General features: G+C 47.1%; 23 protein-coding genes and 1 pseudogene. 14 read left to right on the forward strand and 10 right to left on the reverse strand.

Annotated features, from left to right (window positions below):
- A pseudogene (locus M2120_RS07835) lies at nt 1–1,323 on the reverse strand (hypothetical protein); the annotation flags it as partial.
- Nucleotides 1,324–1,421: 98 nt separating this feature from the next.
- Here M2120_RS07835 and M2120_RS07840 point away from each other — a divergent pair.
- From M2120_RS07840 to M2120_RS07855, 4 genes are read left to right on the forward strand one after another with little or no spacing between them, the layout of a single operon-like run.
- Nucleotides 1,422–2,036, forward strand: a complete 615-nt coding sequence (locus M2120_RS07840; protein ID WP_280798179.1) for a dTDP-4-dehydrorhamnose 3,5-epimerase family protein — start codon at nt 1,422–1,424, stop codon at nt 2,034–2,036.
- Nucleotides 2,033–2,899, forward strand: coding sequence for a glucose-1-phosphate thymidylyltransferase RfbA (gene rfbA, locus M2120_RS07845; protein WP_280798180.1), 867 nt, complete (start codon nt 2,033–2,035; stop codon nt 2,897–2,899). Before M2120_RS07840 ends, rfbA begins: the two co-directional genes overlap by 4 nt.
- The gene (locus tag M2120_RS07850; RefSeq protein WP_280798181.1) at nt 2,892–4,232 is read left to right on the forward strand and encodes a glycosyltransferase family 4 protein; all 1,341 of its coding nucleotides are present in this window, start codon (nt 2,892–2,894) and stop codon (nt 4,230–4,232) included. Before rfbA ends, M2120_RS07850 begins: the two co-directional genes overlap by 8 nt.
- 31 nt (nt 4,233–4,263) lie before the next feature.
- Nucleotides 4,264–5,757: a DUF2142 domain-containing protein gene (locus M2120_RS07855; protein ID WP_280798254.1), complete on the forward strand. Its 1,494-nt coding sequence runs from the start codon at nt 4,264–4,266 to the stop codon at nt 5,755–5,757.
- Here the strand turns inward: M2120_RS07855 and M2120_RS07860 are convergent.
- From M2120_RS07860 to M2120_RS07870, 3 genes are read right to left on the reverse strand one after another with little or no spacing between them, the layout of a single operon-like run.
- Entirely contained in the window at nt 5,749–6,129 is a 381-nt protein-coding gene (locus tag M2120_RS07860; protein ID WP_280798182.1) for a DUF2304 domain-containing protein, read from the reverse strand. The genes M2120_RS07855 and M2120_RS07860 overlap by 9 nt on opposite strands.
- The gene (locus M2120_RS07865) at nt 6,126–6,860 is read right to left on the reverse strand and encodes a glycosyltransferase family 2 protein (protein WP_280798183.1); all 735 of its coding nucleotides are present in this window, start codon (nt 6,858–6,860) and stop codon (nt 6,126–6,128) included. The genes M2120_RS07860 and M2120_RS07865 overlap by 4 nt, the downstream gene beginning before the upstream one ends.
- 27 nt (nt 6,861–6,887) lie before the next feature.
- Nucleotides 6,888–7,859 carry a GDP-L-fucose synthase family protein gene (locus tag M2120_RS07870; protein ID WP_280798184.1) on the reverse strand — a complete coding sequence of 324 codons (972 nt, stop codon included), beginning with the start codon at nt 7,857–7,859 and terminating at the stop codon, nt 6,888–6,890.
- Nucleotides 7,860–7,945: 86 nt separating this feature from the next.
- Here M2120_RS07870 and M2120_RS07875 point away from each other — a divergent pair, with 86 nt between their 5' ends.
- The 3 genes from M2120_RS07875 to M2120_RS07885 all read left to right on the forward strand — a co-directional run bounded on the left by M2120_RS07875 (nt 7,946) and on the right by M2120_RS07885 (nt 11,706).
- Entirely contained in the window at nt 7,946–8,722 is a 777-nt protein-coding gene (locus M2120_RS07875) for a glycosyltransferase (protein WP_280798185.1), read from the forward strand.
- Between the two features lie 92 nt (nt 8,723–8,814).
- Nucleotides 8,815–9,846: a GDP-mannose 4,6-dehydratase gene (gene gmd, locus M2120_RS07880; RefSeq protein WP_280798186.1), complete on the forward strand. Its 1,032-nt coding sequence runs from the start codon at nt 8,815–8,817 to the stop codon at nt 9,844–9,846.
- Nucleotides 9,847–9,858: 12 nt separating this feature from the next.
- Entirely contained in the window at nt 9,859–11,706 is a 1,848-nt protein-coding gene (locus M2120_RS07885; RefSeq protein WP_280798187.1) for an ABC transporter ATP-binding protein, read from the forward strand.
- Here M2120_RS07885 and M2120_RS07890 read toward each other — a convergent pair.
- Both M2120_RS07890 and M2120_RS07895 read right to left on the reverse strand, forming a co-directional pair.
- Entirely contained in the window at nt 11,703–12,731 is a 1,029-nt protein-coding gene (locus M2120_RS07890; RefSeq protein ID WP_280798188.1) for a hypothetical protein, read from the reverse strand. The two genes, M2120_RS07885 and M2120_RS07890, sit on opposite strands and share 4 nt — an antisense overlap.
- Nucleotides 12,732–12,736: 5 nt before the next feature.
- A complete protein-coding gene (locus M2120_RS07895; protein ID WP_348519947.1) occupies nt 12,737–14,098 on the reverse strand; it encodes a nucleotide sugar dehydrogenase in 1,362 nt (453 codons plus the stop codon).
- On the opposite strand from M2120_RS07895, the gene M2120_RS07900 reads away from it, so the two are divergent.
- Nucleotides 14,086–15,030, forward strand: a complete 945-nt coding sequence (locus M2120_RS07900) for a glycosyltransferase (protein ID WP_280798189.1) — start codon at nt 14,086–14,088, stop codon at nt 15,028–15,030. The two genes, M2120_RS07895 and M2120_RS07900, sit on opposite strands and share 13 nt — an antisense overlap.
- Nucleotides 15,031–15,038: 8 nt before the next feature.
- Here the strand turns inward: M2120_RS07900 and M2120_RS07905 are convergent, their stop codons facing one another.
- Nucleotides 15,039–16,835, reverse strand: coding sequence for a hypothetical protein (locus tag M2120_RS07905; protein WP_280798190.1), 1,797 nt, complete (start codon nt 16,833–16,835; stop codon nt 15,039–15,041).
- Nucleotides 16,836–16,930: 95 nt separating this feature from the next.
- Between M2120_RS07905 and M2120_RS07910 the strand changes: the two genes are divergently transcribed.
- Nucleotides 16,931–17,398, forward strand: a complete 468-nt coding sequence (locus M2120_RS07910) for a GNAT family N-acetyltransferase (RefSeq protein ID WP_280798191.1) — start codon at nt 16,931–16,933, stop codon at nt 17,396–17,398.
- Here M2120_RS07910 and pseI read toward each other — a convergent pair.
- The 3 genes from pseI to pseB are packed head-to-tail and all read right to left on the reverse strand — an operon-like array spanning nt 17,395 to nt 20,568.
- Entirely contained in the window at nt 17,395–18,429 is a 1,035-nt protein-coding gene (gene pseI / locus M2120_RS07915) for a pseudaminic acid synthase (protein ID WP_280798192.1), read from the reverse strand. The two genes, M2120_RS07910 and pseI, sit on opposite strands and share 4 nt — an antisense overlap.
- 30 nt (nt 18,430–18,459) lie before the next feature.
- A complete protein-coding gene (locus M2120_RS07920; protein WP_280798193.1) occupies nt 18,460–19,587 on the reverse strand; it encodes a DegT/DnrJ/EryC1/StrS family aminotransferase in 1,128 nt (375 codons plus the stop codon).
- The gene (gene pseB, locus M2120_RS07925) at nt 19,588–20,568 is read right to left on the reverse strand and encodes a UDP-N-acetylglucosamine 4,6-dehydratase (inverting) (RefSeq protein WP_280798194.1); all 981 of its coding nucleotides are present in this window, start codon (nt 20,566–20,568) and stop codon (nt 19,588–19,590) included. It lies immediately after the preceding gene.
- Nucleotides 20,569–20,768: 200 nt separating this feature from the next.
- Here pseB and M2120_RS07930 point away from each other — a divergent pair, with 200 nt between their 5' ends.
- From M2120_RS07930 to M2120_RS07950, 5 genes are read left to right on the forward strand one after another with little or no spacing between them, the layout of a single operon-like run.
- A complete protein-coding gene (locus M2120_RS07930; protein ID WP_280798195.1) occupies nt 20,769–21,677 on the forward strand; it encodes a glycosyltransferase in 909 nt (302 codons plus the stop codon).
- On the forward strand, nt 21,667–22,221 hold the full coding sequence (locus M2120_RS07935; protein WP_280798196.1) for a GNAT family N-acetyltransferase: 555 nt from the start codon (nt 21,667–21,669) through the stop codon (nt 22,219–22,221). Before M2120_RS07930 ends, M2120_RS07935 begins: the two co-directional genes overlap by 11 nt.
- A 2-nt stretch (nt 22,222–22,223) precedes the next feature.
- Nucleotides 22,224–23,105, forward strand: coding sequence for an aldo/keto reductase (locus M2120_RS07940; protein ID WP_280798197.1), 882 nt, complete (start codon nt 22,224–22,226; stop codon nt 23,103–23,105).
- Entirely contained in the window at nt 23,102–23,833 is a 732-nt protein-coding gene (locus tag M2120_RS07945) for a glycosyltransferase family protein (RefSeq protein ID WP_280798198.1), read from the forward strand. Before M2120_RS07940 ends, M2120_RS07945 begins: the two co-directional genes overlap by 4 nt.
- A gap of 20 nt (nt 23,834–23,853) precedes the next feature.
- Nucleotides 23,854–25,149 carry an aminotransferase class III-fold pyridoxal phosphate-dependent enzyme gene (locus M2120_RS07950; RefSeq protein ID WP_280798199.1) on the forward strand — a complete coding sequence of 432 codons (1,296 nt, stop codon included), beginning with the start codon at nt 23,854–23,856 and terminating at the stop codon, nt 25,147–25,149.
- The last annotated feature ends 48 nt before the right edge of the window (nt 25,150–25,197 follow it).

Below are 25,197 nucleotides of genomic sequence, written 5' to 3' on the forward strand. Positions count from 1 at the left end.
GCTGGTGCGTACTCCATCAACGGTGAACACGACAGATGCGCTGCTGTTTTGGCTTGCAGGGTAGAGCAACCATCCAGAGGTGTTGATTTGGCCTGGAGTTGCAGAAAGTGTTTCCCATGCCCCTCTTACAGGCGGTTCTGCTGGAACTGTAACGGATGTGCAGCCCCAATCAACTTCTCCTGAAGAGAGAAGTTGTGGGAATCCGCAGATGCGGTGTGTACCCGTTGTTGCCGGAAAACTCGCTGTGAAGCCGTGGCTTGCACCTGCGCCTGGGACAGAAATTTCACTAGCTTGACTAGGGAATGATGCAGTAATCGCGCTTTGACGAACGCCATCGATAGAAAAGACTAAGTTTGCCGTTGAAGTCGGACTTGATCTGACAAGGAGCCACCCCGAGACATTAATTGAACCCGGGCTACCAGTTAGAGTTTCCCATGCCCCAGCAATAAGTGCCCTGGGGTTTTGTGTGGAACCAAACCAATCAACAAAGAGTTGATAAAAATTTCTATTTCCATATGCAGAACATGCATCACCTAGACCATAGCCTGCTGCCAAAGCAGCGTCGTTTGGTGTGTATGGGGTGTAGTAGTAGAGAGCAGCAGTTGCTCTATTTTCGATATAAACAGCCTTAGTGCCACACTCAGGCATGTTTGCTTGGTACAAAATGTTTGAAGTTTGGCCAACCGGATACCAAGTAAATGGCGAAGTACCGTATCTCTGGAATTGTCTTGCTGCAGACCAAACTTGGTAGAAAAATCCAGCATAATCTTGAACACATGGTTGGCCATTGTCGTAACATGCAAAGCCGGTAGCTTGACTGATTTGACGGACTGTTGGCCAAGAATCCGAAATGAGCGATTGCTCTTTTTCGAGGAGTACTAAGAGAACCTTTTGGTTGATATTACAAGCAGCACCAACTTTGGCAATGATGCTTGCTGCAGATTCAGAGGGGCTACCTGAATACGCGGCACATATGCCTGGCTGTGTCGCCATGCTAGGGGTAGTTTGGCGATAATCCTTGAGACACACGTCTGAAATGGTGGTAGACCCGTAAGGGGCTCCAGCCGCATGGGAAGCTTGCCCATTATTGATAGTGCATGTGGGTACTTTGCTGTTGAGGAAAGCTTGAACATCGGACGCTGACATGGCACTGCCGTCATAAAAAATGGCGTCGCTAATGATGTTTCCTGCATTAAATTGACTCAGATCAGCGGCTTCAGCGCGGGGAGTGTTGAAGAAGGTGAGGTCAGAGAAAAGCATGATGAATGTCGCAAGTAAAGCGATTACGGCCCTCATGGGCGCGACAATTTCGTGTTTCACCATGTGTTCAAGTTTAAAGAAGAAGTTGAAAGTTACCTGATAGTCACACGCATCGATGCCAACTTAATTATTTGCCAATCTTGAATTGGTAGAGTCTTGTTGTGGACGTGACCGGCTTAACAATCCCCCATTCTTATGTGGTGACCCCGAAAGTCCACTCTGATGATCGTGGTGATTTCTGGGAGTGGTACAAATTCGACCAACTTTCTGAACATGTCGGCCATCCGCTTTCATTACGCCAAGCAAACGCTTCTGTGTCCAAACGTGGTGTATTCAGAGGAATTCATTTCGCGGAATTGCATCCCGGACAAGCAAAATACGTTACCTGCCCTTTTGGGGAAGTTTTAGATATCGTCGTGGACATTCGGGTGGGTTCTCCCACTTTTGGACAAGTTGAAACCGTGTTACTCAACGACAAAAACAGGAAAGCGGTTTATTTGGCTGAAGGTTTGGGACACGGTTTTATTGCCTTTAAAGACAACTCGGTGGTTAATTACTTAGTAAGTGGTGTTTACAATCCAGAACGTGAGCACGGAGTCAATCCGTTTGACCCAGTTTTGGGATTAACCGATATCGAAGGTATTGAGATTTCTCTCTCTCCTAAAGATGCAGAGGCACCGTCGCTTCATGAAGCAATGAAGATAGGTTTACTGCCTACTTGGGAAGAGTCGCTTGCTCGATACGAGCAGTTGTCAATTGAGAGGGGTTCCTTGTGAAGGGAATAATCCTTGCTGGTGGCAGTGGAACCAGACTTTGGCCTATTACTAAAGGCATTTCTAAACAACTGATGCCAATTTATGACAAGCCAATGATTTACTACCCTCTTTCTACTTTGATGATGGCAGGGATAAGAGAAGTCCTCATTATTACAACTCCGGATTATCAGGATCAATTCAAGGCACTGTTAGGAGATGGTACTTCCTTGGGGATGACCCTTGAGTATGCGATTCAGGAATCACCGGATGGTTTAGCCCAAGCATTTTTGATCGGAGAAGAATTCATAGGTAATGATTCGGTAGCACTCGTGCTGGGAGACAATATTTTCCATGGCGCTGGTTTGGGGAGTGCCTTGAAGAACAATACTTCCCTGGAAGGTGCGAATATCTTTGCCTACCATGTAGCAGACCCTGCAGCATATGGTGTCGTTGAGTTCGATGAGAATTTCCAGGCAATTTCTATTGAAGAAAAACCAGCAGTTCCTAAAAGTAATTATGCAGTTCCAGGGCTCTATTTCTATGACAATGACATTGTGGGAATTGCCAAGGGAATTTCTCCAAGTGCACGTGGCGAACTCGAAATCAGTTCGGTAAATGAACAATATTTAAATCGAGGAAAGCTCAAAGTCACGGTACTCGACCGAGGAACTGCTTGGTTAGATACAGGTACTTTTGAATCAATGATGCAGGCTTCAGAATACGTGCGTGTTATTGAAGACCGACAAGGATTCAAAATCGGTTGTATTGAAGAAATAGCCTGGCGCAATGGATGGATTACCGACTCTCAGCTACACGAACTTTCAGCACCGCTCTTGAAGAGTGGGTACGGTATATATCTCGCAACACTTATCAAGCATGGTTAGTCATAATGTTCTCGTCATAACCGGTGATTCCATTGCGCCGTCGATGGCGGGACCTGGTATTCGAGCAGTCCAACTGGGCACTGTCCTCGGCAAGAACAACACTGTTCGTGTTGTAACTACAGGTGACTTCTCGCCAATTGAATCGGATGTGTTCGTCGAACAAACCTCAAGACGTCAGTTACGTGAACACGCTAACTGGGCTGACGTCATTTTGTTTCAGGGCTTCATCTTGGCTCAATATCCCTGGCTTAAATATTCCAATGCACTACTTATTGCGGATTTGTATGACCCACTTCATCTAGAGCAATTAGAAGATACACATGCTGAAGATATCGCTACTCGTACAGACGCAATCCGAGCAACTGTTGCATCAGTGACCGAGCAACTGAGATATGCCGATTTCATTATTTGTGCAAGTGAAAAGCAAAGAGACTTTTGGCTGGGCTATCTCAGTGCGTTAGGAAGAATTAACCCTGCAAATTATGTGCAGGATTCCAGCTTGCGCGAACTAATCGCAGTCGTACCGTTCGGAATTTCAGAAGAAAACCCAGTTCAAACTCAACATGGTATTCGTGGAGTAATTCCTGGTATCTCGGATACCGATTTTCTTCTGCTTTGGGGTGGAGGGATCTATAACTGGTTTGACCCACTTACGTTGATCCGGGCAGTCCACCAGGTTTCCATAACTCATCCGGAAGTAAAGCTATTCTTTATGGGGTTAGCGCACCCCAATCCGTTATTTACAGAGTATTCAATGTCGGATAAGGCGCTTTTGCTGGCTGAAGAACTTGAAATTCGTAATAAGAATGTATTTTTCAATGAATCTTGGGTTCCTTTTGAAGAAAGAGCGGATTACCTGCTCGACGCCAACGTAGGAGTTAGCACCCATTTCGTTCACCTCGAAACCGCCTTCAGTTTCAGAACAAGGCTTCTTGACTATTTGTGGGCTGGATTGCCCATCATCGCAACGGAGGGCGATACCTTTGCCCCGATTATTGAACATCACAAATTGGGCATTGTTGTTGATGAAAGTGATGTTCAATCATGTATTGAAGCAATCATCACCTTGATCGAAAATAAGCATTTGCGTGAGCAATTTTCACAAAACGTTTTGCGAGTTCGTGAAGGGTACAGATGGTCCAAAGCAGCTCAACCTTTGTTGGAATTTATTGAAAAAGGCAAACATTCCGCTGATTATCTAAGGCCTATTGAGAACTTGCCTTTGCACGTCAAAAGAGATTATTGGCTTGTTGGGAAGTTGCGCGGAGCAAAACTTGCCATGCGTGAAGGTGGTTACAAGCTTGTCTTCCGTAAACTTACCGGCAAGGCTTAACAGCCCACTTCTATTGGGATTGGTGTCACAAGTGTTTACTGCGAAAACCCGTTGGGCAGTTCTTGCACTAGTTGGCCTTTTTGTTGCCCTAGGCGCGTGGTCATTGAGCTCTGCAGTGGGCGCTAGTCCAGACGACGACTTCCATCTTGCAAGTATTTGGTGTGGTGCCGGGGATAAACCAGGTCTTTGTGAAGCAACTGGTGAGGATGGTCACCGTCGTTTGCTTCCGGGGTTGGTCGAGGCGGGTTGTTATGTCTTTGAACCTGCTCAAAGTGCGGAATGTCAGCTGCGGAATCAAATCTTTTCGCAAACAGAGCTAATCGATTCAACTCGTGGATCTTTTACAGCGAATTATCCTCCGGTGTATTACGCAATTACGAGCGTTTTTGCTACTTCAGATATTCCCAATTCTGTTATTGCCATCAGAATTTTTAATTCCCTCTTCTTCATGGGAAGTTTGATTGCTCTAATACTCATTGCACCACGACAGCTTCGAATTTCTTACTTTTGGATGTGGGCACTCACCATTGTGCCGCTGGGGATATTTTTGATTGCATCAACAAATCCCTCTTCGTGGGCAATTACTGGAGTTCCTACAGCTTGGATGGCACTTTATCTTTTTCTGACACAATCCGGAAAGAGATCCTTAGCAGCAGGTGTGCTTTTCCTTGTTCAAGTTTTTCTTGTTTCAGGTGCTCGTGGGGATGCGGCCATCTACACAATCATTGGCTCTGTACTTATTGGCTTCTTGACATGGCAGAGGACCAAGAGTTTTGCTCAAAAATTGATTTTGCCATTCACAGCGTCATTGATTTCCCTTTACTTTTACGCATCATCACTTCAGTCAACAGTTGCAAGCTCGGGGATGACCAGTACTGATGGCGAAGCTCCACGAACAGCATTAGGAGTTCTCGCTATCAACCTTGTTCAACTTCCAGAGCTGTGGGTTGGGGCATTTGGTTTCTGGCCTCTTGGGTGGTTAGACACACAAATGCCAGCGTTAGTGTGGGTAACAATTTCGGGCATTTTTGCGGCTGTTATGTTCCTTCTTCTAAGAGGAGCCACAAAACGGCGAGCAATAACTTTGTTAGGGCTTGCGGCTATTCTCTACGCGCTACCTCTTTATGTTTTGCAAAAGGGGCTCAATCACGTTGGTGAGCAGGTACAACCTCGCTATCTTCTTCCACTCATCGTTGGTTTTGCGGCCATCGCATGTTTGAAGTTTGCGGAAACTAAACCGGTACTTTCTAGTCTCCAAAGTTGGGTTATTTTGGCCGGAATAGCCATAGCTAATGCTCTCGCTCTTTATGTCAATACAAAGAGATATGTGAGTGGACTCAACAATGGCACTGGTGTGAGCCTCGATGCGAACGTCGAGTGGTGGTGGAATATTCCTCTTAGTCCGATGACGGTTTGGATTTTAGGGGCTTTGGGCTTTGCCGTGGCAATCAGCGCAGGCTTCAAATGGATTCTGCTTCAACAAGACAAGCCAGAAACCTTAGTGACACAGAACTTTCTAGTCTGAATTATTCGACTGCGATATAGAAGTTTGTTTTTCTAAATCCTTAACCTTGAGCTCTAAGACAATCAGACGCTCTACAAGTGATCTGTTATGTGACTCAAGCTGAGTGAGTTCTGAACTGTGTTGAAGAGCCACCAAAAACAAAATAAACAGGCTCAAGAAAAAGACCAGATTGACGGGAACTTCAAATCCCAGCAGTTCTGAAGCAAAACGTAAAGTGCTGGGAAATACGCTGATGATGATGGCGAAGAGTCCAGCAACTATCCACCAGCCAGCATGACGTTCCCGTAACCGCCGGCGCCTGAGCATTTCTATAACGATGGCGAAGGTTGCTACGGAAGCAACGATACCCAATGTGTATTGGACAGGATTCATAATTGGGACTGACCTATCTCTTTCACGGGTGGGCGCAGGAAGGCAAACAACATAGCAACCCCTACCCTGGCGAGGAATATAGTTGCTTTGATTGGACTGTGAGATGGGGTTCCACCAGCGCGTGCTCGCATTGAAACGGGAACCTGTTTGATGACAAAGCCAGCTCGTGCTGCAATTACGAGGGATTCAACAGTGTCTCCCAGGTATTCGGCTGGATAATGCTGTGCAAAAAGCTTGACAGCTCTGGGGCCTGAGGCTCTAAAACCTGAGGTTGTATCAGTGAGCTGAGCATGTGCAGATCTACTTAGTAGTTTTGCAAGCACAATCATTGCCCACTTGCGAGGACCTTTCGCTTCATAATCTCCAGAACCTGCAAATCGAGCGCCGAGAACCAGATCAGCATCAGATAATTCAGCAACTAAACGAGCAACATCTCGTGGATTGTGCTGGCCGTCGGCATCTACCTGAACCACATTCTCAAAACCGTTTGCCAGTGCGTAATTAAACCCAACGCGCATAGCACCCCCTACGCCGAGGTTATAGGGGAGTGTTGCGACTATCGCCCCAGCTTGGCTGGAAATTTGTGTGGTTCTATCCCGTGACCCGTCGTCTACGACGAGACAAGTAATACCAGGGTTAGTTGAATAAACCTCTGTGAGCACCTGATCAATGACTGCTTCTTCGTTATATGCCGGCATCACAATCAACGTCTTGCTGAGATCCACGGTCATGGTACGAATTCTATTAGGTGAAGAGTTTTATTTTGCTCGGAGTTCAGAATTGTGTGCTTGGAACCATTGGTAGGTTCTTCTAATTCCCTCTTCAAGTTCAATTTCAGGGGCCCAACCGAGAGCCTTAATCCGCGAGATATCCAGTAATTTTCGGGGAGTTCCATCTGGTTTGGAAAGATCTTGCTCTATTTTTCCGGTGTACCCAACAGTGGCGGCAACAATCTCTCCGAGCTCACGAATCGAAATGTCATCACCTACTCCCACGTTGATGGTTTCTGGTGAGTCATAGTTTTCGAGAAGAAAAACGCATGCTCGGGCTAAGTCCTCAACATAAAGGAATTCGCGCCTTGGAGTGCCGGTTCCCCACATCACTACTTCAGAATCACCCGCAAGTTTGGCTTCGTGGAAACGTCTAATGAGTGCAGGGAGAACGTGAGAATTATCCGGGTGGAAGTTATCGCCAGGTCCATACAAGTTGGTAGGCATTGCGCTAATCCAATGTCTTCCATATTGTCTGCGTGACGCCTGAACCTGCATGATTCCGGCAATTTTGGCGATTGCGTAAGCATCATTGGTCGGTTCAAGTGCGCCGGTAAGTAAAGAATCTTCTTTAATGGGCTGTTCAGCGAACTTGGGATAGATACAAGAAGATCCGAGGAACAATAGTCGATCAACATCTACTGAATTGGCAGCATCCATGATGTTGACCTGAATTTGAAGATTGTCGCTAAGGAATTCTGCGGGGTAGGAGTTATTAGCGAGAATCCCTCCAACTCGAGCTGCAGCATCAATAACGACGTCAGGTTTAACGTCTTGAAAAAATCCAAAAACCGCTTCCCGGTTTCGCAGGTCTAACTCCTGAGAAGTTGCACCAATGAGGTTGGTAAATCCTCTGTTTGATAGTTCACGCCATATCGCGCCACCAACCATTCCACGGTGGCCAGCGATATATACGGTGCTCTTATGGTCAAGCGGGTACAGGGCAGAACTTTGCGACATGGATAAATCTCACTTGTATTTTCGGCAATAACTGACTTCTAGCTAGATAGAGTCTAAGACGATGACTTGTGAGGAGTTGTGTTTTCTTGGCCAATGAAACGAAGCGAATTTTGGTTGTATTGCCGACACTGGGCGACCGGTTAGAAACTCTCCAAGAAACGTTGGAGACAATCGAGACACAACGACAGACCGCTTCACTCAGGCTGATTGTTGTGGCTCCGTCCACGGCAACTCAAGCAAGAGAATTAGCTCAGCAATTCGGTGCAGAGGTAGTAGATGATCCCAAAACGGGGATATCTGAAGCCATAAATTGCGGAATCCGGGCAAGGAATGATGAAGAGTTCTATGCATGGATGGGCGATGACGATCTTTTCCGACCAGAAGGTTTAGAAAGACTTCAGGGATTATTGGACAAGAATCCCCAAGCCGTAGTTGCCTATGGTGGTTGTGATTACATCGACCCCACAGGCAAGGTGTTGGCACAAAGCGCTGCAGGCAAGTTTGCCCAAATTCTTTTACCCTGGGGACCTGATCTCATTCCGCACCCTGGCTCCATGATCAGGCTCGATGCGCTTGAACAGATTGGCATGTTTGATCCTGCCTTAAAGTACGCGATGGATCTTGACGCATTCCTCAAACTCAAGAAATTGGGCAAGTTTGTCTATACCCGAGAAATAGTTTCTGCGTTTAGGTGGCATCCAGATTCTCTAACTGTGGCAAATCGTCGAAACTCCAGCTTGGAATCAGAAGCAGTTAAAGCAAAGCATCTACCCCGGGTTTTGCGGCCCGTCAGATTTATCTGGCAGTACCCAATCAGATGGGCTTCTGCCTTTGCTGCAAACATCGTCAGTTCCCGTGCATAGGCACTAGTTGCGATAGCCTAGACAGGTTGATTGTGGGCTAGGACTAATTGCATTTATCTAGTTCTCCACACTGTTACTGAGGAACTATTCAGATGGCTGAAACCACCGCAAAACGAGCGCTCATCACTGGTATTACTGGTCAAGATGGAAGCTATCTTGCTGAACTTCTCCTCTCAAAGGGCTATGAAGTTCACGGTGTTATTCGCCGAGCATCTACCTTCAATACTTCTCGTATTGACCACCTCTACAACGACCCACACATCGCTGGCACCAAACTGTTTCTGCACTATGGGGATCTCAGTGATGGCACGCGCTTGGTCACGCTCCTTGATTCTGTGAAGCCACACGAGGTTTATAACCTTGCTGCCCAGTCACACGTCCGGGTTAGTTTTGACGAGCCAGAGTTCACAGGTAACACAACTGGACTCGGTTCCATTCGTCTACTCGAAGCTATTCGCATGATTGGCTTGGACTGTCGTTATTACCAAGCATCAAGCTCAGAAATGTTTGGGGCGACTCCACCTCCACAGAATGAGGAAACTGTTTTCTACCCTCGTTCGCCATATGGTGCAGCAAAGCTTTATTCCTACTGGGTCACTCGTAACTACCGTGAGGGTTATGGAATGTTCGCTGTTAACGGCATTCTGTTTAACCACGAATCCCCACGACGTGGAGAGACCTTCGTAACTCGTAAAATTACACGTGCAGTGGCACGTATCAAGGCAGGCGAACAGGATGCTCTCTACATGGGCAACCTTGACGCAGTTCGTGACTGGGGATATGCCCCCGAATACGTAGAAGCAATGTGGCGCATGCTCCAAGTAGATGAACCAGATGACTACGTAGTTGCAACTGGAACTGACTACACAGTCAAAGACTTCCTGCAGTTCTCGTTCGAACATGTCGGATTGGACTGGGAAAAGTACGTCAAGTTTGACGAACGTTATCTGCGTCCGACAGAAGTCGATGCCCTGGTTGGAGACTCAACTCGTGCACAAACCAAGCTTGGCTGGGTTCCTAAGGTAATGACACCAGAGTTGGCGCGAATCATGGTTGACGCCGATATTCAAGCATTAGCTGCCGCAGGAAAACCGTGGATCGACACTGTTGTTACCTCGGACTAAGGGAAACACTCGATGTTAGCCGCTATTCGTAGGTCGCTTGGTTTCCTTTCGCGACGTGAACGAATTGTTTACTTCACTCTTGTCGCAATTAGGGCACTTTCGGGATTACTTGACGTAGTTGGTATAGCTCTAACAGGTCTACTTGCTGGTTTAGCTGCAAGTAATTTAGATCCCTCCAAACCGTTGGTCATTCTTGGTTTCACATTGCCACCAGTGAGCGAACAAACACTGCTGGTTTTAGTCATAGTTGTTCTTGTTGTGTTTGCTGGTAAAGCGGTCATCGCAGTATCACTGGGGAAAGCAATTGCCAATTTCTTGGCTCGAATTGATAGCGAAAAATCTGCAGAAATTGCACGCTATCTCTTCACCGGTGATCTCTCACGACTCCAAAGTCTCAATAAGGGTGAAATTTCGTGGGCCGTTATGGGTTCGACCTCGAACGCATTTGCAGGGTTGCTTTCCAACTTGTCAACCTTTATCGCAGAAGGCCTGCTCTTGCTCTTGGTCGCAAGTACTTTTATCTTGGTTGATCCAGTAGCTGCAGTTTTTGTGTTTATCTACTTCGGCCTGATTATCCTGTCTATTCAAGTAATCATTAGCAGATTGTTGAAAAAGGCAGGCATAGACGCTGCTGAAGGGAACATGGAAAGTCTGCTCGTAATTGACGATGTCCTTGGGGCATATCGCGAGATCACAATTTTCAACAAACAGGACTACTTCATCGAGAAATTTAGGCTTGCTAGATCACGCCTTTCCTATAGTGGAGGCACGCTTAATTTTCTTGCCGGGATGCCCCGATATGTAGTTGAGACAGCATTGATGTTGGGCGTTGTAATCTTCGTTGGGTATCAATTTGTCACAGGACAATTAGCTTCAGGCTTGGTTACAGTCGGTGTATTCATGACAGGTGGTGTCAGGATCATGGCATCTCTCTTACCTCTTCAAAATGCGGCAGCCATTGCAAAGAACCAGGTCGAGCAATCTGAAATGGCACAACGACTGCTTTTAGATGCAAGAGAAGCGTCTTTGAAATTGTCAGAACCACAAAGCAGTGAAGAGGAATCCATCCGAATTGAGGTTGTGAAAACTCAGAATAGTGCCGAGACCAATAAAGCACTGCAAGTTACGCTCAGCAACGTTTATTTCACTTATCCCGGAGCATCGTCCCCTGCTCTAAAGAACGTCTCTTTGCATATTGATGGTGGTCAACACGTTGCATTTATTGGACCATCTGGTGCTGGTAAAACAACGATTGTTGACATGATTTTGGGACTCATCGAACCTACAAGTGGCACGGTAGTTGTCGGAAATGATGAACATCTAAGTGGCTCACTTATCGAGCAAGGTTTGGTTTCCTATGTTCCCCAAAACCCCGGAATCGTCTCTGGTTCAATCGCCGAAAACGTTGCACTTGGGACCCCAGTATCTGAAATAGATGAGAAGAGAGTAGTCAGCGCCTTAGAGGCAGCAAACATGTCAGATTTTGTACTTTCCTTACCAGAAGGAATTTATTCCTCTGTTGGTAGTCAATCTGATGCTCTCAGTGGTGGGCAGATTCAACGTCTAGGACTTGCTAGAGCACTTTACGGTCAGCCAAAGCTGATTGTTTTAGATGAAGCGACTAGCGCTTTAGATGCCAGCTCAGAGGCGTTTATTTCTTCTAGCTTGAAAAATTTGGGTAAGGACGTCACAGTCATCGTCATTGCACACCGTCTTTCAACTGTTCAGCATTCAGACACTGTCTATGTTGTTGAAGATGGAACCATCTCTGCGTCAGGAACATTTATGCACCTCAGGAAGACAGTTCCCATGGTTGCTGAATACGTAAAATTGATGTCTTTCGAGCAGAATCCAGATTAGTTATTCGGTTTCAATGCGTTCTGTGTAGCAATTGAAATCACATTGACTAAGTTTTTTCTGAGACGACTCAGTGCACCGTGTAAACCATTACCACGCTTCTTGATCACTGTTGTGGGCAGGTAAGGGAAAACCTCGTTATCAGTGGAATGAAGCTTGTTGACATACGGTTGGTAAACGCACTTCCTCAATATCTCGTTCATTTGAGATTTGTATATTATTTGGCTTGAAACAAACCAACTTCCTACAGCACGCAGGCCATGGAAATGGAAAAAAACAAGTGGCTCACCATCAACTCTAAGAGTCGAATCAGAATGGTTTTGGTCTGAGCTTCCCACAGGAGTCAGCTTCAACTTGTGTCTTCTTGTATTCCAGGGGGCAAGGTTGAATCCAGGAGAATTGAGGATTTCCACTCCTTTAAAGTCAGGGAACCAATCAAGGTATCCCTGATCGGCATACTTGCCGTCCTCAGGTATGTCGGAACACCACTCAAGTGTTTTTGATGCATACCAATCCAGAACATTTCGTCCCGCAGCATCATCTTTGAAGCCGACCCAGCCAACGTTAAATCGTCCATATTTTGCTAATTTAGGCACAACTGTATCTGGGTATCTGTGTTCAATGATGCCAACAGATCCGTTTCCCATGGCAGAAATAACCAGTTGTGGGTCATCAAAGAAAAAGAGATCCGCATCAAGATAGATTGCAATTGATCCAGGCGTTGAGTGTTGATTCATGACATAACGAATCAACAGTGGAGTACATGTGAAGTAATACTCCATGCGTGAACGTTGAGTTTTGAGGGGGAGCAGTTCTGGCTCTACCAGTTCAAGTTCTTCAATGCGCAAGACGAAAACATTTTCAGGAGCATGTTGATCGAGAAACAAGCCTGCTGCGTCATCAAGAGCTAGAACATAAACCGGAGAATCATCTCCGTGCTCTCGTAATGAAGAAATTAGAGCAAGTCCTCGGCTGAGATAGCCACTATCAAAATAGGTGCAATAAACGCGAGGAGTTGTTGTTGACATCTAACTTAAAGTCGCTCGATGTTTGCACCGGTGAATTTGCCGGTGGTGTCGAGTACGACCGTAGAAGAAGAGGTGATCTCAGAAGCTGCCTCGACGAACTCCCTGTGAGGCTGAACCAGAATGACTACATCAGATTCTTTCAGGGCTTGAGAGATACTTGCCGCCCGTGGCACATCGACGCCGTTGACGCCCCAGGTTGGCACGTGTGGGTCGAAATAAGCGAGTTCTGCGCCCATATCAAGAAGACGCTGTCCAAGTGGTACAGCAGGCGATTCACGCTTATCCGAGATGTTTGCCTTATAAGTAACGCCAAGAAGTAAGACTTTAGATCCCTTGACTGCCTTGCTTTGGGTATTCAGGAGATCTTGCACACGGCGAGCAACATAAGGGGGCATGCTGTGATTGATCTCTTCGGCGAGCTCGACAAAGCGGAAAGGCCGCTCTAGCTCTGCCCGAACTTTGTAAGCCAAGTAATTGGGATCAATAGGAATGCAATGTCCTCCGACGCCAGCACTGGGGGAGAAGGACTGGAAACCGAAAGGCTTGGTTTTGGCGAGTTCTACGACATTCCAGATATCAATATCCATGGCGTGAGCAAACTGAGCCATTTCATTGACCAGAGCAATGTTGATGTGGCGGTAGGTGTTTTCGAGAAGTTTCGCTGTTTCTGCCTCGCGGGTGCCCTTTGCGCGCACAACTGTTTCAATGAATTGCTCGTAGAAAGCAACAGCTTTGTCGCCACAAACTTCTGTAACTCCGCCGACAATCTTTGGAGTGTTCTTGATTCCATAAGTTGGATTACCAGGATCAATGCGCTCAGGGGAGAAGGCGAGGTAAATTTCCTTGCCGACCTTGCGGCCAGTTTCTTCAAGCAAGGGCTTCAGAATTTCTTCGGTGGTACCTGGGTAAGTTGTCGACTCAAGTACAACAGTGAGGCCATCGTGGGCGAACTGTGCAATGTCTCGAGAAGCCCCCATAACAGCTTTGAGATCCGGCTGTCCGCTGGAATCAAGCGGGGTGGGAACGCAGATGACAACCACATCTGTCTCAGCGATGCACTCAGGGTTGGTTGTCGCTGTGAAGCCATTTCCCAGAAGCTCAGCAATGTCTGCCGAGCTGAGGTCATCGATGTGGCTAACGCCTGAGTTGAGCCCGTTCACGATAGATTCATTGCGGTCTAACCCCACAACAGAAATCCCTGACTCAGCAGCGGCAACAGCTAATGGCAGACCTACATAGCCCAACCCGACGATGACAGCTTTCAATCCCTTATCCTTAGGTAAGTCACGGATAACTGAACGAATTCCTCGCTCAAACACCGCGACCTTAATTCTATCCAGCTGGAGTTCTTCTCGTGCGTGATACACCGGTCGTCGTGATTGCCTACAACAGGCCCGACAAGGTCAGAAGACTCATCTCTCGGCTTGAGCAGTTACAACCCACGAACATCATTTTTGCTGTCGATGGACCTAAGCCTGGTAAGCCTGCTGACGTTGCGAAGGTTGCGGAAGTTCAATCTTTAGTCAATAACTTCACCTGGACAGACAAAGTTGAGACCAGATTCCGTCCAACGAACTTAGGTCTCCGTGCGGCAGTCACTGATGTAGTAAGCCATGCTGTTTCAGTTCATGGGCAGGCAATCATCATTGAAGAAGACACTCTTCCTGGCAAGAATTGGTTCCCATACGCCGAAGAAATGTTGACTCGATATCGGAGTGAATCTTCCATCGAGCATATTTCTGGCTACAACCTAGTACCAGAAAAATTCCAGACCCTGCATGGGCGAGGTAGCCGTCTGAGCAGATATCCCGAATCCATTGCCTGGGCAACCTGGGACCGCGCTTGGGAAAAGTTTGATGGTTCCCTTGATTGGGCGTTGAATGCCTCCACTTCTGAACTAGCCAAAATAGTTGGCTCTACTGCAGGTGCAATTCGCTGGAAACAGAATTTTGCTGATGCCGAGGCGAACAGAATTTCTACTTGGGCGTATAGATGGATTGCAAGCATGTGGTCAAGAGACTCATTCGTTCTCTCGCCCAACCAAAATCTCGTTACCTATGCGGGATATGACGAGGGCACTAATTCACTTATGAAAGCACCTTGGTCTGAATTAGATCTATTCGAAGGTCCCATAGGTAATGTTCTGGAGACTAATCCAGTTCTTGACGAAAGTGCAGATAAATGGGTGGGGGAAAAGGTTTTTGCCGAGACGCCATTTGGAGTTGCACGGGGCCTAGCAATCACTGCTGCTTTAGAACTGAGGAAACAGAATCGCGCCAGAAAAGCAAAAAGGAAGTAGTTCTTCACTCAGAGGCTTCCTAGTTGTTTACTTATTGCTGCCCTTATTTTTGCTGCTAGTGAATTCTCTGCTGAAATATCTTTCCAAATCCCGTTGCAAAGATTATTCAAATACTTCTCGAGCAATTCAGTCTCATTCGTAAAAGAGTTCTGTCTTGTTGGCCAAGCGCTAGATTCTGCGACACTTCCACGGCCGTTAGAAATGACATCAAAAAAGACGTTTTTGCTCAGCTGTGATGAAGATCTTCCTCGTAAGGCTAAGCGTTCCCTAATTAGGGGCCCGAAAGTGATAACGAGAAATACCATTTTTCTCCATAACCACAGTTTGAAACCAGGTTTCTTGGGGCGTATGGCGATTGGTTTTGCACTGACAGATTCTGAAAAATCAACAGCAATACGGCTGAATAAGTAGGCATACCAGCGGAAAGATGCCCTCACGTTTTCGATTGACCAACCCTCTCGCAATGCATCATCAAGTTTGAGAGTGTATTCCTGAGCTGATGAACCAATTCTGTTGATTTCACTGGGGTATGTAAAAAAATCTTTATTTGCGGGTGAAACTACAGGGAGACCAAATGCTGCTAGTTCTGCTCCTACAGATGATCTGTAACCGAGCACCACATCAAGAATTTGCATGAGGTCATAAAGACTGACGTTGTCAGAAGGTAAATTCACAACAATGTTGGATGGCGCCTCTTCGAGAAGCTCCATAACCCGAGCAACAACCGGTGCGGTCACATTTTCACGCTTGTTTGGATACATTCGGGGGTGAAGTCTGAGAATAAATTTCACCTCAGGTCGCTGTTTCGCATATTCAAAAACAAACCTGATCCAAGCAAACTGATCTTCGAAAAGATTCGGTAACTGTGAAGTGTCGGGAAGCAGGTCCGCTAATTGTGCGGCGTTGAGTTCATCTTCGCTCGACATGGGGATCAGCGCTACTTTGGCATCTTGAGGAATACCAAATCTATCCCGGAGCAGTCTTGGGTCACTTGCCTCAAAGGCGCTCGAGTAAGCAAATGCGCTGCTACCTTCCAACAGGCCATCGAAGTGTGAAGCAACGAGATTTACTTCTTCCTCTCCAATGGGTGCCTGCTGGTATGTCTTCCAACTTTCTGAATGGAACAGTTGAAATTGGGTTTGACTTTCCTTGAACATCGTCATCGTTTCTCCACGATGAGTGATGTGACCGCCACCTTGGAGGCTGTATGTAGGTATTCCACGCGCTTCTGCGACTGCTAGGAAAGCATGGTTTACTCCGTAGAGCCGGTTGTAAGTAAGCACATAGTCAGGATTTTCTGCATCAAGTATTTTCTCGGCGGAAAGTAGTGTGAGCGTGCTGTTACGAAGTTGGTTGAGGTAAACATCAAACAACTCAGGAGGAACATTAGTCCCCATTATTTTGTAATTAAGTAAGAATTCGTAAGCCGCATACCTGCCAATAGGGACGTTATTGAGCATGAGTTCCGGCCAGTTTTCGAGACTGGCCGAATCAATCAAAGCTTGAGTGATTGTGTAGTCACGTTCGTCAAGAAAATCCTCGATTATCAGGTTTCTGAACCCAAAATCTTTATCTAGAAGATTTCTGCGTTTGATGCATGCTCCGCAGACTTGTTTTTTCTTTTTTTCAGCATCGGCAGCAGTTAGCCCTGCCGCAGACATTGCAACGCAATAGCTGTTGTAAAGGCCGGCGCACCTAACAGTAACGATCTCTATGCCGTTTTCTTTAAGCCCCTCGGCGACTAGTCCTTCGGGAAAAGAGTGTTCCCAGATATTGGCGAACGGGGAAAAGAAAAGAGCTTTCACGAGTCGCAAAGCTATCACAAGAGTGTGCGTCAGCTCAGTTGTTACACCGTGCGTTACAGTCTCTAGAAGTGGTGTGAGTGCAGATTTGAGGAACAGTGGTAATTAGAAGTGCTGGAATTGAGGACTCTCGTTATTTATTCGAATGGCGGAATGACCCAACCACAAGAAACGCTTCACTAAATACTGACGAAATTCATTGGGAAGAGCACCAAAAGTGGTACCTCTCGGTTCTCAAGAACCCACAAGTTGTTATTTATATTGCAGAAGACATACCTGCAGAGTCCTCACCGCTTGGAATGTGCAGATTCAACATCTCCGAAGAGAGAGAGTCTGCTGAAGTAAGTATCAACCTCAACCCAGAACATCGCGGTAAGGGCCTTGCTCAATCGATACTTCATGATGCAATCGAGGTGTTTACCACTGAACACCCTCGGGTAATTGATTTAACAGCAACAATTCGGGAGGAAAACCTCCCCAGCATGAAGATTTTTGTTTCTGAGAACTTTGTTCCTCAACACTCACAAGATGGTGTTGTTCAGTTAAAGCTGAATCTGAAAGATTAGAACAAATCCCAGCTCACTGGAGTACCTGCGGGTGAGTCTGCAGAAAATGTTCGACCCATCACCCGATCAATATCCTTGGGCGGCAGCCCGCCACCAGGCCTCACTGACCTTACATTTGAGTGAGTGGCGACATCGCCTGCTTTGACATCTTGAGAGACATAGAGTGAAGGTCGCAAGCGAAGAGATTCATTCTCAGCTGACGTCGCCCAAGCATCAGCAGACCCTAGAGCGCGAACTGCCATGTCACATGCCTCAACAAGTTGAGCAAGCTCTGCAGGTTCTAGCGAGAAAGCACTGTCAACACCGCCATCGGCGCGGCGGAGTGTGACGTGTTTTTCGATGACTGAAGCTCCCAGGGCGGCAGCTGTCACAGAAACACCTAGGCCCATGGTGTGGTCAGAAAGTCCAACCTTGGTTCCAAACATCTGAGCCATTGCAGGCATTCGGAGAAGATTCGCGTCGTCAGGCTGAGCAGGATACGAGCTTGTGCATGCCAGAAGAGTGAGGTCTGTGCATCCGCCCGAACGAGCTGCAGCGACTGCTTCTGCTACTTCAGCAATCGAACCAGTTCCCACGGAAAGAATCATGGGTTTACCCGTCTGGGCAACTTGCTTAATGAGAGGCAAGTCAACGATTTCCAAAGAAGCAATTTTGTAGACGGGAACATCAAATGTTTCCAGGAAGTCCACAGCTGTCTCATCAAATGGAGTGCTGAATGCGATCATCCCTAGATCGTTTGCGAGGGAAAAGATAGGTTCGTGCCATTCCCAAGGGGTGTGAGCTTCTTCGTAGAGGTCATAGAGCTTGCGTGAACCCCAGAGCTCGTGGCCGTCACTAATTCGGAATGCAGGAGTATCCACGTTCAGAGTGATGGTGTCCGCGGTGTAGGTCTGAATCTTGACCGCGTGCGCACCTGTATCGGCGATAGCCCGAACGATGTCGAGAGCTCGGGGAAGAGAACCGTTGTGGTTGCCGGAAATTTCAGCAACAATCATCGGTCCCTTTTCTGGGCCGAGGGGGAGCTTACTCACGGTGATTCTCCTAGAGATTGGGGGAAAGAACTACGCCAGTGCCTTGCGAAGAACATCAATAACAACAGACTGCTGGTCGTCACTGAGATCCGCATACATAGGGAGTGATATTTCTTGAGAGTAATACTCTTCGGCGACAGGGCACATTCCGCGCTTGTAGCCAAGATCCTCAAAAGCGGGGTGCCAATAGGCAGGAATGTAGTTCACCTGAACTAGGACACCCTGGTCGCGCATGAATTCAAATACTTCTCTGCGGCGGCCATCTTGGACGCGGATGGGGTAGAGGTGCCACATGGGGTCTACATAGTCACGCTTGGTAGGAAGAATAAGGCCCTGAACGTCTGCTAATTCAGCGTGGTAACGTTCGAATACTGCAGTTCGTCGCGCCTTAAACTCCATGATTCGCTTGATCTGACTCAAGCCAATTGCACTGAGAACATCTGGAAGGCGGTAGTTCAAACCAATTTCGTGAACTTCCTGGTGCCAGGGGCCTTCGTCGGGGTAACGCTGTTCGTCCTTGTTGCGAACTAAACCGTGAGAACGGAAGCGACGAGCACGTTCAACCAATGCTGCATCTTTGGCTACAACAGCTCCGCCTTCTGCGGTTGTCATGTTCTTAGTGGGGAAGAACGAAAACGCAGTGATATCGGCTAGTGAACCCACAGGCTTTCCCTTGTAGAGAGAAGCAATGGAGTGAGCGGCATCTTCCAAGAAATATGCCTCTGCACTTGCTGCAAGAGCTGAAAGCTCATCTGCATCAACGGGGTGGCCCGCGTAGTCCACGCCAGAAATAACCTTGGTTCGTTCGGTGATGAGACTTTCGACAGAAGTCGGGTCAATGTTTCCGGTGTCTTCTGCGACGTCGGCAAATAAAACCTTTGCGCCTTGTGCCATAGCTGTAGAGGCAGTGGCAACGAAAGTGAGAGGAGAAGTAATGACTTCGTCTCCGGGCTTCACACCAAGCGCAGCGTAGGCACAGTGGAGAGCTGAGGTACCTGAAGAAACGACTGTTGCGTCTGGAGTGTGGGCAAGGTCTGCAATGGCAGCTTCAAATTCGCTGACCACTGGCCCCATCGTGAGCCAGTCGGTCTTCATGACAGCAACGACAGCATCGATATCTTCTTGAGATATCGACTGACGGCCGTAGGGGATGCTCATTTAGGCGAATTTTTCGATGAGGTCGCGGAGCTCCTCAACGTTGAGCCACTGGTCGTTGGAATCAGAGCGGTATGCAAAGCCATCGGGAACTTCGTCACCCTCGGGAGCTACGAAGCCCCACTCAGCAATAGTGGGAAGAATGACGTAACGGTCACCGAGGAGCAAGGTGCGTCGACTGTCGTCTTCGGAGATCATCTCTTCGTGAAGTTTCTCACCAGGACGGATACCTACTGAATGAGTTTTTGAGCCAGGAGCTACTGCCTCTACGAGGTCAAGGATACGCATGCTGGGAATGCGGGGAACATACAGTTCTCCACCCACCATCAGGTCGAAGGAATCGATAACGAATTGGACAGCCTGTGGGAGGGTAATCCAGAAACGAGTCATACGCTCGTCAGTAATGGGAAGTGATTCGCCCTTAGCTGCAAGTTCCTTGAAGAAGGGAATAACTGACCCGCGACTACCCATGACGTTTCCGTAGCGGACTACAGAGAAACGTGTTTCGTAACCGGCTGCATAGTGGTTTGCAGACTGGAAGAGCTTGTCAGCGGCAAGTTTGGTCGCGCCATAGAGATTTAGCGGGCTTGAAGCCTTATCGGTGGATAGGGCAACAATTTTCTTTACGCCGGTGTCAATTGACGCTTCGATGACGTTCTGAGAGCCAATGATGTTGGTCTGCACATATTCGAAAGGGTTATATTCAGCGGTGTCAACCTGCTTCAGAGCAGCAGCGTGCACTACGTAATCGATGTTGTGCATTGCACGCATCAAGCGGTGCTGGTCACGAATGTCACCGACAAAGAAGCGGAGGCGTGGGTCGTTGTTGAACTTGAGTCTCACTTCATACTGTTTGAGCTCGTCGCGAGAGAAGATGACAATCTTCTTAGGGTTAAGGTTTTCAAGAGCGTACTCGATGAAAGCTTTACCGAATGATCCGGTACCGCCCGTGATGAGGATTGACGAGCCTTCTAGAATGGACAAAGCCAAACCTCCAAAAATTGCACAAAAAACTTACCTCCGTGAGCCTACCAAATACTCGCCACCGCTGACCGTAACCAATGGGAATACCTATGAAAGTCCTACTGAGAGCAGACGCGTCGCCCGTGCAAGGAACTGGCCACGTTATGCGGTGCCTCACACTTTCAGAAGAACTTCTCCGTCGAGGTCACGAGGTTGTCCTGTTGACGAACTTTTCAGAGGTTGAATGGCTTGAGCAAGTCATTGGTAAGTCAAACACTGAAGTCCTTCGTGTTCGTCAACATGAACTTCCCATTGATGTCTGTATTTCACTTGCTCCTGATGTTGTAGTCACAGATTCCTACGAGATTGAAGCTGAAACGATTTCGCTGTTAGCCAGGAAGATTCCTGTGCTATCGATTGTGGATGGTGACACTAGGGGAATTGTTGCTACTGGATATTTAGACCACAACCTTGGTGCGGAATTAGAGCCATGGCCGGATGAAACATCAGGAAGGCTATTAGCAGGAAGTAAGTTCGCACTTATCAGAGATGCCGTGTTAGTCAGAAAGAGAAAACAACCCTGGGTTTTTCAGGGAGCAGTTCCTCACATAGTTGCGGTGATGGGAGGCTCTGACCCCACTGGGACAATCATTGACGTTTCACAAGCTCTCAAATCATTTCAAGGAAGGTGTACGGCAACAGTTGTAGCCAGCCAACAATGGTTCGAACAAGTTCAAGCTTTATTAGGAAAGCTGGATGGTTTTGAAATTATTAGTCCGACTACCGAACTTCCTAAAGTTTTAGCCTCTGCCGATATAGCGATTTCAGCAGCAGGGACTAGCGCATGGGAGCTTTGTAGCTTAGGAATTCCGTCTCTACTCATAGCTGTAGTTGAAAATCAATCACAATCACTTCAGCGGATGATTGAAAACAAACTTGTCCTAGGCATTGATCTGACTCGGGGTGGCAATCAGAATTTCACAACCCAAGTCGAGACAATGGTTCTCAGCCTCATCGAAGACAATGAGCTGAGAGAACGTCTTTCCCGCGAAAGCACCATATATTTCGACGGTTTGGGAAAAGTTCGAGTGATTAATTATTTAGAGAAGATAATCAATAATGAGACTTGAAAAAAGCATTGAAACGTCTCGTTTTATGTTGCAGACACTCGACCTTTCATTTGTGAGTGAGAACTATCTTTCTTGGCTGAATTCAGATGAGGTCAATCAATATCTTGAAACTCGTTTTTCTACACAAACGAAAGCCAGCCTGACCGCTTTCGTTGAACAAATGCTGAAGTCACAGAATTCTGCCCTTTTTGCAATTGTTTCCAAAGAATCAGGCGAACATATAGGGAATATTAAACTCGGGCCAATCAATGCCTCCCACAACTCTGCACCACTCGGTTTAGTTATTGGAGAAAGAAACTGGTGGGGTAAAGGAGTTGCTAAAGAAGTTATTTCTGCTTTAACAGAGTGGGGTTTTGAAACTCTCGGTCTTTCCAAAATTAACGCTGGCAGTTATGCCTCAAACCAAGGTTCAATTCGGGCTTTCTTGTCCTGTGGATATAAAGAAGAGGGACGGCAACTTTCACAGGTTGAACTGCCATCAGGCCAAAGAGATGACGTAATTTTGCTTGGGAAAGTACGCCCAGACCTCATTGGAAGTAATTGAAAATGAGCCAGCTCATTCTTGGTACAGTTCAATTCGGCTTGGACTATGGGATCACCAATAGTTCTGGTGAAATACCTGACCAAGTGGTTCAACAAATGCTTGTATTTGCTCAGGAACACGATATTCGCGTCTTCGACACTGCTGCGGATTATGGAAATTCACAATACCGATTAGGTCAACTCGCCCCAATTGGGAACAGTAATAGGTATGTCACCAAATTTTCATTACCTGCTGACGGCTCATTACCTACTCAGGAAAATGTTTATTCTGACTCAATGAAACTCCTACGAGTTCAAAAACTACACGGAGTCCTATTCCATAAGTTGGAAGACTTAACGGATCCTCGTCTTGAAAAAACTTTAGAAATTCTCAGGGCAGGTCGAGATGCTGAAATTCTCTCGAGAATCGGTGTGAGCATCTATAACAGGGCGGACTTAGAGTTAGCGCTTGATGTATTTCCCGATCTAGATCTACTCCAACTTCCTGCAAATGTGCTTGATATGGATCTCCTTGAGTCGGATGAAGTTCACATGCTGAAATCACGAGGTGTTGAAATTCATGTTCGGAGTGTATTCCTCCAGGGTTTGCTCCTGACATCTCCGTCACAACTTTCAGAATTCTTCGAACCTCTCAAGCCAGCGCTCATCGAGCTTCAAAATGTTGCAGCAGAAACCGGCAAAAGCTTGCTTGAACTTGTGTTGGCAAAAATCCGTCATCACAGATATGTCGATGCAGTTCTCGTCGGCGCAACGACTCTTGGTGAGTTGACCGAAATTACATCCGCCTGGGAATCCGCAAGTGAATATGAAGACTTTGAATTGCCAGCTGTACCCCGGGAAATCCTAGATCCACGCGTATGGCCAAATGTAAGGATGAATCCATGATTTTGGGCATCTTGCAGGGCAGATTAAGTTCGACTCGCCTTCCTGGAAAGGTACTCAAAGACCTTCATGGAGAGCCCATGATTCTTCGGCAGATTGAACGCCTGAAGCACAGTCAACTAATCGATCGACTCGTCGTTGCTACCTCAGTTGACGTTTCGGACGACAAGTTAGTGGCAGTTCTCGAAGACGCTGGTATCGAGGTGCGTAGAGGGCCCTTAGACGATGTCGTTGAAAGGTTCGGCATTGTGGTTGATGAATTTAAACCAGAAACTATTGTTCGACTAACAGCAGATTGTCCTCTTGCTGATGTTCTGGTAATTGATGAAGTTATTTCTGCTCACATTGAAAAGCAATCTGATTACACCTCGAATGTGTTGGAACCAACTTTCCCAGATGGCCTCGATGTAGAGTGCATTTCCGCCTCTGCTTTTGCCGACCTAAGGAAATCAAACCTTTCCATTCCTGAACGTGAACATGTAACTTTGGGTCTTTACAGCCACCCAGAAAAATACTCTCTTTCCTCGATCACGCAGGCCCCAAACCTCAGTAGCCTTCGATGGACAGTGGACGTTCAAGATGATCTAGATTTTGTCAGACTTGTTTATGGTCATCTCTATGATGAGAACAAGTACTTTGGTCAAAACGAAATACTAGATTTGCTCCAACTCCACCCAGAAATTTCACGAACGGACGTTGAAGTAGCTCGTAATTCTGGGTCAAACAAGTAATTAATCAAGGAGACCAGCAGATGTTGGCAGAACAGCACCGTTACGCACAATCACTCAAGCAGTTGGAGAAGGCGGAGCGGGTTATTCCGCTAGGTGCACAAACGGTCAGTAAATCAAGACTCACTCTTCCTCCAGGTATCGCCCCGTTATATGCAACCCGTGCAGAAGGTTGCAAGATTTGGGATGTTGACGGTAACGAATACATCGATCTCGTTGCCGGTCTAGCTGCGGTTAACATCGGTTACGGTGACAAAGAAATTGGCGATGCTGTTATTACCCAGGTTCCAAATGGCGTAACTATCTCCTTGGCCCACCCCATCGAGGAAGAAGTAGCTCAACTCATTGTCGATTTAGTGCCTTCTGCCGAAATGGTTCGTTTTGGAAAAAATGGCTCTGATGCCACAAGTGCAGCTATCCGAGTTGCACGTGGCTACACAGGTCGTGACCATGTCATTGTGTGTGGATATCACGGCTGGCATGACTGGTATATCGGTACTGCGCCAACTCGTAATTTGGGTGTTCCTCTGGATGTTGCTGCCCTTGCGCACTCTGTTCCTTTTAACGATCTTGACGCCATGGAAGCTGAACTCAAGAAGAACCCCACCGCGGCAATCATCATGGAAGTCATGACTCTCGAATGGCCTCAAGAAGGCTATCTAGAAGGAGTCCGTGAACTCGCAACTCGTTATGGAGCACTTCTTGTATTCGATGAAATGGTCACCGGATTCCGCTTCGCGAACGGTGGGGCGCAGGAATACTTCGGAGTAACACCAGACCTTTCAACTTTTGGAAAAGGAATGGCAAACGGTTATCCCCTTTCTGCAATCGTTGGCCGCCGTGAATACATGTTGGTTTTGGAAAAGGCTTTCTTCACTGGGACTTTCGGTGGTGAGCTACTCTCGCTGACTGCTGCAAAAACGGTTCTCGAGAGAATCAAGAACACAGATGTGATCTCTCGGATTTCTGCAAAGGGAGAGAAACTTACTTCGTTGGTCAATGAAGTAATTGATGCTGCTGGTGCAGGGGAACTTGTCTCTCTGCAGGGTCACCCGGCGTGGATGTTCCTTGTCTGGAACCCTGAAATCGGCGAACAGTTAGCGGATCTCAAAATCTTATTCATGCAGGAAATGAGTAAGCGTGGCGTATTGATGATTGCCACTCACAACGTTATGGATGCACATGACGATGAAGATCTGGAAAAAATAGCACGAGCTTATGCGGAGACACTCCCCATCATTCTTGAAGCACACAGATTGGGCGATGCTCACAGTCGACTTGATGCCGAAGTTGGCGACCTTGGCCCTCGAGTGAGGTAGTGAACTTCAAAGTTTAAGAAATCCGCGACTTGTTTGCAGCAGTTGCGC

The organism is Aurantimicrobium minutum (assembly GCF_029893825.1).
GTDB lineage: Bacteria > Actinomycetota > Actinomycetes > Actinomycetales > Microbacteriaceae > Aurantimicrobium > Aurantimicrobium minutum_C.

Excerpts from the sequence above, each read along its gene's own strand:
- M2120_RS07850 (WP_280798181.1), top strand. The coding sequence starts at position 2,892 with ATGGTTAGTCATAATGTTCTCGTCATAACCGGTGATTCCATTGCGCCG.
- M2120_RS07860 (WP_280798182.1), bottom strand. The coding sequence starts at position 6,129 with ATGAATCCTGTCCAATACACATTGGGTATCGTTGCTTCCGTAGCAACC.
- M2120_RS07865 (WP_280798183.1), bottom strand. The coding sequence starts at position 6,860 with ATGACCGTGGATCTCAGCAAGACGTTGATTGTGATGCCGGCATATAAC.
- M2120_RS07870 (WP_280798184.1), bottom strand. The coding sequence starts at position 7,859 with ATGTCGCAAAGTTCTGCCCTGTACCCGCTTGACCATAAGAGCACCGTA.
- gmd (WP_280798186.1), top strand. The coding sequence starts at position 8,815 with ATGGCTGAAACCACCGCAAAACGAGCGCTCATCACTGGTATTACTGGT.
- M2120_RS07885 (WP_280798187.1), top strand. The coding sequence starts at position 9,859 with ATGTTAGCCGCTATTCGTAGGTCGCTTGGTTTCCTTTCGCGACGTGAA.
- M2120_RS07890 (WP_280798188.1), bottom strand. The coding sequence starts at position 12,731 with ATGTCAACAACAACTCCTCGCGTTTATTGCACCTATTTTGATAGTGGC.
- M2120_RS07920 (WP_280798193.1), bottom strand. The coding sequence starts at position 19,587 with ATGAGCATCCCCTACGGCCGTCAGTCGATATCTCAAGAAGATATCGAT.
- M2120_RS07935 (WP_280798196.1), top strand. The coding sequence starts at position 21,667 with ATGAGACTTGAAAAAAGCATTGAAACGTCTCGTTTTATGTTGCAGACA.
- M2120_RS07940 (WP_280798197.1), top strand. The coding sequence starts at position 22,224 with ATGAGCCAGCTCATTCTTGGTACAGTTCAATTCGGCTTGGACTATGGG.
- M2120_RS07945 (WP_280798198.1), top strand. The coding sequence starts at position 23,102 with ATGATTTTGGGCATCTTGCAGGGCAGATTAAGTTCGACTCGCCTTCCT.
- M2120_RS07950 (WP_280798199.1), top strand. The coding sequence starts at position 23,854 with ATGTTGGCAGAACAGCACCGTTACGCACAATCACTCAAGCAGTTGGAG.